Genomic DNA, 12057 nt, shown 5'->3' with positions numbered 1-12057 from the left:
TGGGGAGCATGACTGACGACCGCACCAAGCCCGAGATCGACGCCCCCGAGGGGCCCGCGCCCGATGACCTCGTCGTTCGCGACCTGATCGCGGGCGACGGCGCCGAGGCCAAGCCCGGCGACACCGTCACCGTCCACTACGTCGGCGTCGAGTACACCTCCGGCGAGGAGTTCGACTCGTCGTGGAACCGTGGCGAGAGCATCCAGTTCCCCCTGCGCGGCCTGATCCAGGGCTGGCAGGACGGCATCCCCGGCATGAAGGTGGGCGGGCGCCGCGAGCTCGTCATCCCGCCGCACCTCGCGTACGGCCCGGCCGGCGGTCACTTCCTCGGCGGGAAGACCCTGATCTTCATCATCGATCTGCTCGCCGTCGGCTGACCAACGACGAGCCCGACGGGCGGATGCTGCGCGACGCGGCATCCGCCCGTCGCCGTTCCGACACCGGAAATTTCCATTCGCGGGAATAGGCTGTGCTCGCGGCACGTTGCCGACCGATACGCCGGACCCCTCCCGGACCCCTGACACGAAGGACGATCATGACCACGACCACCGAAATCCCCGGTTACAAGGCTGGCACCTGGGTGCTCGACGCCTCCCACAGCGAGGTGGGCTTCAGCGTCCGCCACATGATGATCTCGAAGGTGCGCGGCACGTTCGCCGTGGCCGAGGCCACCATCATCGCTCCCGAGAACCCCCTCGAGCTGACCCTCAACGCCAAGGTCGACGTCGCGTCCATCAACACCAAGGACGAGGGTCGCGACAACCACCTGCGCAGCGCCGACTTCTTCGACGTCGAGCAGTACCCGAACATCACCTTCGTCTCGACCGGTGTGCGCCAGCAGGGCGGCGACTTCCTCGTCGACGGCGACCTCACGATCAAGGACGTCACCAAGCCGGTGACCTTCGAGGTCGAGTTCGGCGGCTTCGGGACCGACCCGTGGGGCAACTACAAGGCCGGCGCGACGGCCAAGACGGTCGTCAACCGCGAGGAGTTCGGTCTGACCTGGAACGCCGCACTCGAGACCGGCGGTGTGCTCGTCGGCAAGGACGTCACCATCGAGCTCGACCTGCAGGGTTCCATCCAGGCCTGATCGCCGGATCCACGAGAGGGGCGGATGCTGCGGCATCCGCCCCTCTTCGCATGCCCACGCGCGGCTACGGTGTCGGGTGGGCGGCGTCGTAGGCGCGGAACGCCGGAGCCAGGCGGACGAGCAACGCCACCAGCCCGATGATCACGAAGCCGCCCAGCAACGGGGGGAGCCACAGTGCCGTGACGGTCGCGAGGGTGCCGGCGTACAGCGCGCCGAGGCGCGGGCCGCCGGCGACGACCACGATGAACAGTCCCTGCAGGCGGCCGCGGATCGCATCGGGCACGGCCGCCTGCACCATCGTGTTGCGGTAGATCGAGCTGACGTTGTCGGCCGCGCCGGAGGCGGCCAGCGCGAGCGCGGCGAGTGCGATCAGTGCGACGTTCGCAGAGTCCTCGCCGACGCGGCCCGGGGCGAGCAGTCCGAACGTCCCGGCCAGGAGAACGCCTCCGAAAAGAGCGATCGAGACGCCGTAGGCGATGATCGCCCGCTCGATGCCGCGACCGTGCAGCGGGTAGCGGGCGATCGGACCGGAGAACAGGCTCGAGAAGAACGCGCCGATCGCGATGGCGGCCGTCAGCAGTCCGGTCGTGATGGCGCCGCCGCCGAGCAGTACGGCCCCGATGGCGGGGAAGAGGGCGATGGGCTGCCCGAAGGTCATCGCGACGATGTCGAGGACGAACTGCAGGCGGATGTTCTTCGCGCGCTTCATGAATCGCCAGCCGTCCGCGAGCGACCTCAATCCGGGACGCACGACGACGCCCTCCGGACGGATGCTCGGCAAGGACCAGAGGCCGAGGAAGAGCGCGCTCATGAGCACGAGGTCGATCGTGTAGGTCCAGCCGTAGCCGGTGAAGGCGACGAGCAGTCCGGCGGCGGCGGGGCCCACCGAGACCATGATCCCCATCGTGATCCCGCCGAGAGCCGACGCGGCGGGCAGCAGTTCGCGGGGGATGAGGCGGGGCACGATCGCCTGCCGTGCGGCCATCACGACGGAGTTCGCGGCCGAGTTGACGACGGCGATCGCATAGAGCCAGCCGACGGTCTCGCCTCCGCTCCAGGTCAGCACCATCAGCACGGCCGTCGAGGCGAAGGTCACGGTCGCGGCAATGAGGGCGACCCGCCGTCGGTCGAAGGCGTCGGCGAGCATGCCGCCGTACAGGCCCGCGATGATCATCGGCACCAGGCCCGCGACCGCGATCATGGCGACCGCGAACGTCGAGGCCGTCAGGTCGTACATGTGCAGCATGATCGCGACGATGGTCAGCTGGCCGCCGAGGCCGGCGAGCGTGGACCCCACCCACATGCGCGCGAAGGCGGGCGAGGTGGTGAGCGGCCGCAGATCGATCAGGTGCTCTCGTCGCAGGCGCATCAGACGAGCCTAGGGGACTGGTAGAGTAGAGCGGTTGCCGTTCGATCGGCCGCGGATAAAGAGAGCTCGCACATCCTGTGTCGGGCGCCGCGCAATGAGAAGGAAGGGGATCCCATCTATGGCACTCGAAGCAGACGTCAAGAAGGCGATCATCGAAGAGTACGCGACGCACCCCGGTGACACCGGATCCCCCGAGGTGCAGGTCGCGCTCATGTCGCAGCGCATCAAGGACCTCACCGAGCACCTCAAGATCCACAAGCACGACCACCACTCGCGCCGTGGACTCTTCCTGCTCGTCGGTCAGCGCCGTCGACTGCTCGGCTACCTCCAGGAACTCGACATCCAGCGTTACCGTTCGCTGATCGAGCGCCTCGGACTCCGCCGCTAAGGAGAACGACCCGCGCACAATCGCGCAAAACATTCTTGCGAAGGCCGCCCCACGGTGTGGGGCGGCTTTCGGCTTTCCCCAGGGTCGGCGCCGCGAGAACGCATCTTCATCCCGAGGACGCACGCCCTACGGTGCGTCCTCGACGGGATGATGCATGGTCAGGCGTGGGCGGCGAGCAGGTCGGCGTGCCAGCGTTCGGCGACGTCGGGATGCGCGCGCAGACGCGACTTCAGCGCGTTCTCACCGTGCACACCGTGGATCGGATTGGTCGGGTCCTTCGTGACGCCCTTCGCCTGCGCGGCGAGCTCGGCGGGCAGGTCGATGAGCGGGAAGCGGGCCTCGAGCGCGGGGTTGAAGAAGAACGGCACCGAGATGCGATCGTCCGGGTAGCGAGGCGACACGACGCGGTGGTTCGTGGCGATGAGGTACCCGTCGGTCGCGTACTCGAGCAGTTCCCCGATGTTGACCACGAACGCTCCGCCGACCGGCGGCGCGTCGACCCAGGCGCCGTCACGCTCGACCTGCAGTCCGCCCTTGCCGGGCTCGACCCAGAGCAGGGTCAGCGCGCCGGAGTCCTTGTGCGCACCGACACCCTGCTGCGGCGTCGGGTCGTCCTTGCCGGGGTAGCGGACGATCTTCAGCAGGGTCTGCGGTTCGCCGAAGTGGTCCTCGAAGTACGTCTCGGGTGCGCCGAGGGCCTCGGCCCAGGCTCGGAGGAGTCGACGCGCGACCGCGGAGAGGTGCGCGACCCACGCGTCGGTCACCTCGCGGAGCTCGGGCTGCGCGGCAGGCCAGAGGTTGGGGCCGACGAGGCGGGCGTAGTCGGGCGCGTGGGGATCGTCGATCGCCGCACGCTCCGGACCGATGTCGATCTGCTCGCGCCAATCGACGCGGCCCTGCGTCAACTCGCCGCCGACGCGCGTGTAACCGCGGAAGTGCGGGCTGTTGACGTTCTCGATCGCGAGCTTCTCGGCCTCGGGCAGTTCGAAGAACGCACGCGCGACACGATGCAGCCGTTCCTCGAGACCGACGGGGATGCCGGTGCCGGTGAGGTAGAAGAAGCCGACGTCGTGCGTCGCCGCGCGCAGCTCGTCGCGGAACCGCGCCGCGTCGGCGGGGTCGCCGTCGAGCTGCGAGAAGTCGAGAACGGGGAGGGAGGGCTCGCTCATGCAGCGAGGTTACGAGCCGCCAGGGTCGTCCGCTCGATTGTTGCGCGGGATGACCGCCGCCTCGCGGGGCCGGCGCGAACCCGTCGGGTCGTTTCGACGCCCCTCGCGCCCCGCGAGCTGCGGATCGCGGAACAGCCACGCGGGCCGAGGCTCGACGATGGGGCGGAACACGCGGCGCACGGGTGTCGTGGCGAGGGCGAGGGCGATGAGCACCGACGCGACGACGACGAGCGGCAGCCAGAGCCACGTGGGCTCGGCATCGCGGAGGACGCCGGACTCGCGGAACGGGTAGAGGACGAACGAGTGCAGCAGATAGACGTACATCGTGTACTGACCGAGGCGGGTCCACCGATGCGAGCCACGGGGGATGAGGGCGAAGAACGACGCCGTGAGGGCCAGGGCCACCATCACCAGGGCGACCCGCACCGCCCCCGCCCACCATTCGGAGCTGCCCGCGTCCGCGTAGCTCGCGTCGTAGAACATCCACTTGCCGATGTTGATCTCGCGCCAGGTTCCGATGAAGGCCCACGCGGCCCAGCCGGCCACCGCGAGCGTCGCGACGGCCGCGGCGATCGTCACGGCGTTCCGTCGCAGGAGATCGAACCGGTCGACGACGTCGCGGTCGCGCAGCCACCAGCCGAGCACGAAGAAGGGCAGGAAACCGAGGGTGCGCGACAGCGAGAGGGTGGAGTCGATGTTCGGCAGGTAGCCCGAGATGATCGAGATGGCGAACGCCCAGGCGAGCGGCCAGCGCAACAGTGCCAGGTACGGCAGCACGAGACGGAAGATGCCGAGCGCGAGCAGGAACCACAGCGTCCAGGACGGCTGGGTCGGGTTGGGGTTGGCCTGGCCCTCGACGAGGAGCTTCGTGAGGGTCCACAGTCCCTCGAAGATGACGTACGGCACGACGATGTCGGTGAGGACGCGCGCCATCTGGCGTCGCGACTGCGGATCGGACTTCGAGAAGTACCCCGAGATGATCGCGAACGCCGGCATATGGAAGGCGTAGATCACCAGATACATCGCCATGGCGATGTCGGAGTCGTAGGTGAGTCGCTGGATCGCGTGGCCCAGCACGACCAGCACGATGCAGGCGAAGCGGGCGTTGTCCCAGAAGGGCACGCGGCGCTTGGGGCGCGTTCCGGTCGTGCCGGTGGCGGGATGCGTCATCGTGGATGAAACACTATCCCGCGGGAATAGATCGAGCGCGACCGCGTTGCATGGTTTATATTCATTTGCATGAAACGGATGCCGCGGCATCCGGGAAGGCGGACCGACGTGAACACGCACACGAGCGAAAACACCGGCTGGTCGGGGATGCAGTTCGGCATCTTCTCCGTGAGCGACATCACGACCGACCCCACGACCGGCCACACCCCCAGCGAGGCCGAGAAGATCCGCGCTGCGGTGACGATCGCGAAGCACGCGGAGGAGGTGGGCCTCGACGTCTACGCCATCGGCGAGCACCACAACCCGCCGTTCTGGTCGTCGTCGCCCACCACGACCCTCGCCTACATCGCGGCCCAGACCGAGCGCCTCATCCTGTCGACGGCCACGACGCTCATCACGACGAACGACCCGGTGAAGATCGCCGAGGACTACGCGATGCTCCAGCACCTGTCGGGCGGCCGCGTCGATCTGATCATGGGACGCGGCAACACGGGCCCCGTCTACCCCTGGTTCGGCAAGGACATCCGTCAGGGCCTGCCGCTGGCGATCGAGAACTACGCGCTGCTGCACAAGCTGTGGCGCGAGGACGTCGTCGACTGGGAGGGCAAGTTCCGCTCGCCGCTGCAGGGCTTCACCTCGACGCCCCGCCCGCTCGACGGTGTGGCGCCCTTCGTCTGGCACGGGTCGATCCGCACGCCCGAGATCGCCGAGCAGGCCGCGTACTACGGTGACGGCTTCTTCGCGAACAACATCTTCTGGCCCAAGGAGCACTACCAGCGCCTGATCGATCTCTACCGCCAGCGCTTCGCGCACTACGGTCACGGCACGCCCGAGCAGGCGATCGTCGGCCTCGGCGGTCAGGTGTTCATGAGCGCGAACTCGCAGGACGCGGTGCGTGAGTTCCGGCCCTACTTCGACAACGCGCCGGTCTACGGCCACGGCCCGTCGCTCGAGGACTTCAGCGAGATGACCCCGTTGACGGTCGGTTCTCCCCAGCAGGTCATCGACCGCTACGCCGCGATGCGCGAGACCTTCGGCGACTACCAGCGCCAGCTGTTCCTGATGGACCACGCCGGACTGCCGCTGAAGACCGTGCTCGAGCAGCTCGACATCCTCGGCGGCGAGGTGGTCCCGGTGCTGCGCAAGGAGCTCGCTCGGGGCCGCGGCGCCGCGGTTCCCGACGCCCCGACGCACGCCGCTCGCGTGCGTGAGGTGTACGGCGACGGCCCCGCCCGCGAGGCCCGCCCGCGCGCCAACCGCGGCGACAACCTCAGCGGACCGTCGCCCTACCAGGACGCCCCGGCGCCCGCGGGCTCGGCCTTCGGCGTGGCGGCGGCACGATGAGCGCCCGACGTATCGCCGTCGTCTCGGCGGGTCTGTCCAACCCATCGTCGACGCGGATGCTCGCCGATCGACTGGCGAGCGCGACGATCGCCGAGCTCGCCGCGTCCGACATCACCGCCACGGCCGACGTGATCGAGCTGCGCGACCTCGCGCACGACATCACCAACAACCTCCTGACGGGATTCGCCCCGCCGGCCCTCGAATCGGCGATCAACTCGGTCGTCTCCGCAGACGCCGTCATCGCCGTGACGCCGATCTTCTCCACGAGCTATTCCGGTCTGTTCAAGTCGTTCATCGACGTGCTCGACCCCGATGCGCTGACGGGGATGCCGGTGCTGATCGGTGCCAACGCGGGCACGGCACGTCACTCGCTCGCGATCGACTACGCCATCCGGCCGCTGTTCGCCTACCTCCACGCGGCCCCCGTCTCGACGGGTGTGTTCGCGGCGTCGAGCGACTGGGGCAGCAAGGCCGACGAGGTCGCTCCGCTGAGCGCTCGCGTCGAACGCGGCGCTCGCGAGCTCGCGGCCGCCGTGGCGGCGCGGACGCCGGTCAGGGATGCCGATCCGTTCGACCCGGCCTCCTACCTCGGCGAGGGCAAGTCCTTCGGTCACCTGCTCGGCGGTCTCGCGGGGGAGTGATCGTCCCGCGGCGCCGTGCGACGGCGGCCGCGATCGCATCGATCGCGGCCCCGAGCGCGAGCGCCGCGGCGACCGAGAGCACGACCGCGACGAGAGGGTCGTCCGGCAGCAGGAGGCCGAAGGCGGCGCCGACGACGCTCTGATACCCGGCCCACACGATGGCGGCCAGTGCAGCCGCGGCGAGGAACCGCGGCGCGGGCACGCGGGTCGCCCCCGCCGTCAGGTTCACCGCGAGACGGGCGAACGGGATGAAGCGTGCCGTGAACACCACCGTGGCGGTGCCCTGCACGAGCCGTCGACCGGCCCAGGCCACGGCGTTCTGCACGCGTCGGTGCCGTGTCCATCGCCAACGCCGCAGCCCGATCCGGCGCCCGACCGCGTAGCAGAGAGCGTCGCCGCAGAAGGCGGCGGAAGCTGCCACGGCGACGACGGCGACGAGCGGCGGGCTGCCCGTCGCGGTGGCCAGGGTGCCGGCTGCGGTCACCGCGATCTCGCCGGGCACCACGACGAGCACCGAGTCGAGCAGGACGAGGGCGAAGACCGCGGCGAGGAGCCACGGCCCGCTCGAGAGCGCGACCAGCACGTCGGTGAACACGCCGCATCCCTACCACTCGGCGATGAACGGCAGGGGAACGACGACCGTCCGGCGTCCGCCCGGTGGCCGGTCGTGGAGGATCGCGTGAACAATGGGCGATCCGGGCCCGTTCCGGTGCCGGAACGACCGGAGCGGCGGCACCCTGGTCTCGTGCGAGTCGCGGTGGTCACCGAGTCCTTCCTGCCCCACATGAACGGGGTGACCGGTTCTGTGCTGCGGGTGCTCGAGCATCTCGAGAGACGCGGGCACGACGCCTTCGTCGTGGCCCCGGGGGTCGGCCGCGGTCGCGCGCTCGCGGTCCCCGGCCGGTCGGTCCCCTCGCTCCCGATGCCGCGATACCCGGCCGTGCGCGTCGCCGCACCGCCGGTCGCCTCGGTCGCGCGGACGCTCCGGGCGTTCCGGCCCGACATCGTGCACCTGGCCTCGCCGTTCGTGCTCGGCTGGCAGGCGCTCCTCGCCGCGGAGAGCATGGGCCTGCCGAGCGTCGCGGTGTACCAGACGGACGTCGTCGCCTACACCGAGCGGTACGGTCTGCCCCGGGCCTCGGCGATCGCCGCGGCGCACGTCCGGCGCCTCCACCGACGGGCGACGCTCACCCTCGCCCCCGCCGAGGCCGCACGACGCCAGCTCGAGGGGCTCGGCGTCGATCGCGTCGCGATCTGGGGGCGCGGGGTCGACGGCATCCGCTTCTCTCCCCACCGCCGCGACGACGCATGGCGGGCGCGCGTCGTCCCGGCGACGGCGACGGGCGATGTGGTCGTCGGGTACGTCGGGCGCCTCGCGCCCGAGAAGCAGCTCGAGGACCTCGCGGCTCTGCGCTCGCTGCCGGGGGTGCGCCTCGTGATCGTGGGCGACGGGCCGTCGCGCGCCTCGCTCGAGCGGACGCTACCGGATGCCGAGTTCCTCGGAGCCCTGCACGGCGACGAGCTCGCGACCGCGATGGCCAGCTTCGACGTGTTCGTCCACCCGGGTGAGAGCGAGACGTTCGGGCAGACCATCCAGGAGGCCCAGGCGAGCGGCGTCCCCGTCGTGGCGACGGGCCGCGGCGGCCCGCTCGACCTGGTGCGCAGCAGCGTCGACGGCTGGCTCTACCGGCCGGGGGATGCCGCCGATCTGCGGGCCCGTGTCGCCGATCTGGCGGGCGACGCGGCGAAGCGGCGGGCGTTCGGCGAGGCCGCCCGAACCGCCGTCGCCGGTCGCACGTGGGAGAGCCTGGGCGATGCCCTTCTCGCCCACTACGGTCGCGCGGGGGAGCTGCACTCCATCGATCGGAGCCTCCGCGTCCGGGTGTGGCCGCGACCGCAGGTGATCGCGGCGGGTGTCTCGGCTCCGCTCTGGCGACGCTACGTCGCCCTCGGCGACTCGATCACCGAGGGGCTCTGCGACACGTCGCGCATGCCGGTCGGCCTGCACCGCGGCTGGGCGGACCGGCTCGCGCAGCTCCTGGCCTCGGCGGGACCGCGCGGCGAGGGCGCCGCGGATTTCCGCTACGCCAACCTCGCCGTGCGCAGCCGCCGGGTGCGCCACCTCGTCGACGAGCAGGTGCCCGCGTGTCTGGCGCTGCGCCCCGACCTGGTCTCGGTGCTGATCGGCGCGAACGACCTGGTGCGGGCGCGCGTCGACGTCGCCGCGGTGGCGGACGAGGTCGAGATCGCCGTGCGGCGCCTGCGCGACTCGGGAGCCGACGTGCTGCTCGCGACGGTCTTCCTGCCCGCGCGGACCGCCGCCGGCGTCCTCGCGCGACGGTTCGCCGCCTACAACGCCCGGTTGCGCACGATCGCGGTGCGCACGGGCGCGATCCTGGTCGACCTCGAGGCCGTTCCTGAGCTCGCCGGCGTCGAGCTGTGGGCCGACGACAGGGTGCATCTGCGCTCGCGCGGTCACCGTCTGGTCGCCTACCGTGCCGCGGAGGCGCTCGGGGTGCCGCACGCCGAGCAGCTCGCCGGCCTCGACGAGGCCTTCCACACCGACGACGACCCCGCGGCGCCGGGCACGTGGCTGCGCCGCGACGCGCTGCCCTGGGTATGGCGACGGCTGCGCGGCCGCACCGCGGGCGACGGCGTCGCACCCAAGCTACCCGCGTACGTCCGCATCGGCCCCGCCGCCCCGCACCGCTCGTCGCTGTCGCAGCAGTAGCCCGGCGCCTGCATCCGCCGAGAACGCACCGTCGCCGCGAGATCACACCCTCGTCGGTGCGCTCTCGCGGCGATGGTGCGCTCTCGGCGCATGGGCGCGCGGTCAGGACCGCCAGCGGTACTCGGCCTCGGGGCGCCCCGGGGTGCCGTAGCGCTGCGCGCGTTCGGCGCGGCCGGCGTCGGCGAGATGCTCGAGATAGCGGCGCGCAGCGACGCGCGACATCCCGAGGGCCTCCGCCGTCTCACGGGCAGAGAGCGCGCCGGCGGCTCGCAGCCGCACCGAGACGCGCTCGAGCGTCTCGGGGGCGAGTCCCTTCGGGACCGGCGCGGCGACGGGACGCAACGCGCCGAGCATCGCATCGATCTCCGCCTGTGTCGCCGCTCCCGTCGTCACGCTCGCGCGTTCGCGATAGCGGGCGTACTGCGACATCCGGTCCTGGAAGTCGGCGAAGGTGAACGGCTTCACGAGATACTGCACGGCGCCGAGACCGATGACCTGCCGCACGACATCGGCGTCGCGTACCGAGGTGATCGCGATGACGTCGACCTCGCGCGCCCGCGCCCGCACGTGCCGGAGCACGTCGAGCCCGGTGCCGTCGGGCATCGTCATGTCGAGCAGGACGAGGTCGATCTCGCTGGCTGCCGGGCTGTCGAGCAGGGCGCGGAGGGCCGAACGGGCGCTGCTGCACTCGGCCACGACCCGGAACCCGTCGAGACGCTCGACGTACTGACGGTGCAGATCGAGGGTGAGCGCCTCATCATCGACGAGCAGCACGCCGATCACAGGCTCCTCCTCGGCAGGATGACGCGGAAGGTGGTCGGGTCGTCGTCGACGGTGACCACACCACCGGCGTCGTCGACGATGGCCGCCACGAGTGCGAGCCCCACGCCGCGTCCCTCGGTGCCCGCGGGCTTCGTCGAGAAACCGTGCTCGAAGATTCGTCGGCGCAGGTCGAGGGGCACGCCGAGCCCGGAGTCCGAGACGGCGATCTCGAGCTCGTCCTCACCGGTGCGCGTCATCTTGATCCCCACCCACCTCGGCTCGGGGCCGCCGGCGGCGGCGTCGAGGGCGTTGTCGATGAGGTTACCCACGACCGAGACGGCGTCGACGGGCGAGAGGACGGACCGCGGCGCGTCCGGTTCGATACGCGAACGCCACCGGATGCCGCGCTCCTTCGCCTGCGAGGCCTTGCCCAGCAGGAGCGCGCCGACGGTCGGATCGCCGTCGCGGCGGGCGGCGACCTGGTCGACGAGCACCTGGCTCTGCCGCGAGGTCTCGGCGAGGATCTCGATCGCCTCCGGTATGCGCCCGAGCTCCAGCAGGGCGATGGCCGTGTGCATGCGGTTGCCGTGCTCGTGGGTCTGTGCGCGCAGGGCCTCGCCGAGGGTGCGCAGCGACTCGAACGACGAGACGGCGTCGCGGACGGCACCGGCGGGGAGATCGCCTGTGACCTGGCGCGTCGCGCGCCGCGCGACGGCGGCCCCGACGAGCCCGGCGGCGAGGAGTGCGACGGCGATGCCGACGATGACGAGGATGCGCGGGCCGAGGGTCGCGGCGATGCTGCCGATCGTGACGCCGACCGAGACCCAGCCCACGACGCCGCCGTTCCCCTCGACGGGGACGATGGTGCGCACGGACGGCCCGAGGGTGCCGGTGAACTCCTCGGTGAGGGCGCGGGTCGTGGTCGGGATCGTCCCGAGGTAGGTCTCGCCGATGCGGTCGGCGTCGCGGTGGGTCACGCGGATGCCTTCGGGACTCATGATGGTGACGAAGTCGACGCGTGCGTCGACGATGACCTGCTCGATCTGCGGCTGCAGCTCCGCAGCGGCGCGGTCGAGGTCACCGGCGGCGAGCAGGTCGGCGACCTCGGCCGAGTCGGCGACGGTCTGCGCGACGGCCTGGGTCACCCGTTCCGCCTCGGCGCGGGCCGAGCGCTGGCCGTCGACGATCAGGATGCCCGCGATCGCGAGGGTGAGCACCGCGACGGCCACGGCGACCGCCACGAACACGAGCGATGCGGCGCTGCGTGTGCGCGTTCTCATCCCGGCTCCCCGTCCTCGTCGTCACCGTCGTCATCGTCGAGCACGCAGCCTCGTCGTCGCGCACCGCGACCAATACGACCACAAGTCGGCGGCGGAGCGGAACCGTCGGAATC

At 71.0% G+C, this 12057-nt stretch carries 12 protein-coding genes; 6 read left to right on the top strand and 6 right to left on the bottom strand.

All coding sequences use genetic code 11. From position 1 onward, the window contains the following. Nucleotides 1-8 precede the first annotated feature (8 nt). Entirely contained in the window at nt 9-377 is a 369-nt protein-coding gene (locus BLT21_RS04575; RefSeq protein ID WP_091499769.1) for an FKBP-type peptidyl-prolyl cis-trans isomerase, read from the top strand. Nucleotides 378-535: 158 nt separating this feature from the next. Beyond that, nucleotides 536-1090 carry a YceI family protein gene (locus BLT21_RS04570; protein WP_091499766.1) on the top strand — a complete coding sequence of 185 codons (555 nt, stop codon included), beginning with the start codon at nt 536-538 and terminating at the stop codon, nt 1088-1090. Between the two features lie 64 nt (nt 1091-1154). On the opposite strand, the gene BLT21_RS04565 is transcribed toward BLT21_RS04570, so the two are convergent. After that, complete coding sequence (locus tag BLT21_RS04565) at nt 1155-2459, bottom strand: MFS transporter (RefSeq protein WP_091499763.1); 1305 nt, start codon at nt 2457-2459, stop codon at nt 1155-1157. Nucleotides 2460-2577: 118 nt separating this feature from the next. On the opposite strand from BLT21_RS04565, the gene rpsO reads away from it, so the two are divergent. After that, nucleotides 2578-2847, top strand: a complete 270-nt coding sequence (gene rpsO / locus BLT21_RS04560) for a 30S ribosomal protein S15 (RefSeq protein WP_091499760.1) — start codon at nt 2578-2580, stop codon at nt 2845-2847. Nucleotides 2848-3005: 158 nt separating this feature from the next. On the opposite strand, the gene BLT21_RS04555 is transcribed toward rpsO, so the two are convergent. Together BLT21_RS04555 and BLT21_RS04550 are read right to left on the bottom strand one after the other, a co-directional pair. Beyond that, nucleotides 3006-4016: an isopenicillin N synthase family dioxygenase gene (locus tag BLT21_RS04555; RefSeq protein WP_091499757.1), complete on the bottom strand. Its 1011-nt coding sequence runs from the start codon at nt 4014-4016 to the stop codon at nt 3006-3008. Between the two features lie 9 nt (nt 4017-4025). Continuing rightward, nucleotides 4026-5186, bottom strand: a complete 1161-nt coding sequence (locus BLT21_RS04550; RefSeq protein WP_091499755.1) for an acyltransferase family protein — start codon at nt 5184-5186, stop codon at nt 4026-4028. Between the two features lie 147 nt (nt 5187-5333). Here BLT21_RS04550 and BLT21_RS04545 point away from each other — a divergent pair, with 147 nt between their 5' ends. Together BLT21_RS04545 and BLT21_RS04540 are read left to right on the top strand one after the other, a co-directional pair. After that, nucleotides 5334-6530, top strand: a complete 1197-nt coding sequence (locus BLT21_RS04545; RefSeq protein ID WP_091500685.1) for an LLM class flavin-dependent oxidoreductase — start codon at nt 5334-5336, stop codon at nt 6528-6530. After that, nucleotides 6527-7171 carry a CE1759 family FMN reductase gene (locus BLT21_RS04540; protein ID WP_091499752.1) on the top strand — a complete coding sequence of 215 codons (645 nt, stop codon included), beginning with the start codon at nt 6527-6529 and terminating at the stop codon, nt 7169-7171. Before BLT21_RS04545 ends, BLT21_RS04540 begins: the two co-directional genes overlap by 4 nt. On the opposite strand, the gene BLT21_RS04535 is transcribed toward BLT21_RS04540, so the two are convergent. After that, nucleotides 7083-7766, bottom strand: coding sequence for a DedA family protein (locus BLT21_RS04535; protein WP_091499750.1), 684 nt, complete (start codon nt 7764-7766; stop codon nt 7083-7085). The two genes, BLT21_RS04540 and BLT21_RS04535, sit on opposite strands and share 89 nt — an antisense overlap. Before the next feature lie 150 nt (nt 7767-7916). Here BLT21_RS04535 and BLT21_RS04530 point away from each other — a divergent pair, with 150 nt between their 5' ends. Continuing rightward, nucleotides 7917-9902, top strand: coding sequence for a GDSL-type esterase/lipase family protein (locus BLT21_RS04530; RefSeq protein ID WP_091499749.1), 1986 nt, complete (start codon nt 7917-7919; stop codon nt 9900-9902). A 102-nt stretch (nt 9903-10004) separates the two neighbouring features. Here BLT21_RS04530 and BLT21_RS04525 read toward each other — a convergent pair whose 3' ends face one another. Next, a complete protein-coding gene (locus BLT21_RS04525) occupies nt 10005-10685 on the bottom strand; it encodes a response regulator (RefSeq protein WP_091499747.1) in 681 nt (226 codons plus the stop codon). After that, nucleotides 10682-11944 (bottom strand): sensor histidine kinase, encoded by a 1263-nt coding sequence (locus BLT21_RS04520; protein ID WP_091499744.1) that lies wholly within the window; start codon nt 11942-11944, stop codon nt 10682-10684. Before BLT21_RS04520 ends, BLT21_RS04525 begins: the two co-directional genes overlap by 4 nt. Between the last annotated feature and the right edge of the window lie 113 nt (nt 11945-12057).

Source organism: Microbacterium sp. cf332, from assembly GCF_900102175.1.
In the GTDB taxonomy this organism is placed as follows: domain Bacteria; phylum Actinomycetota; class Actinomycetes; order Actinomycetales; family Microbacteriaceae; genus Microbacterium.
This window is presented reverse-complemented; position numbering and strand designations above follow the sequence as displayed.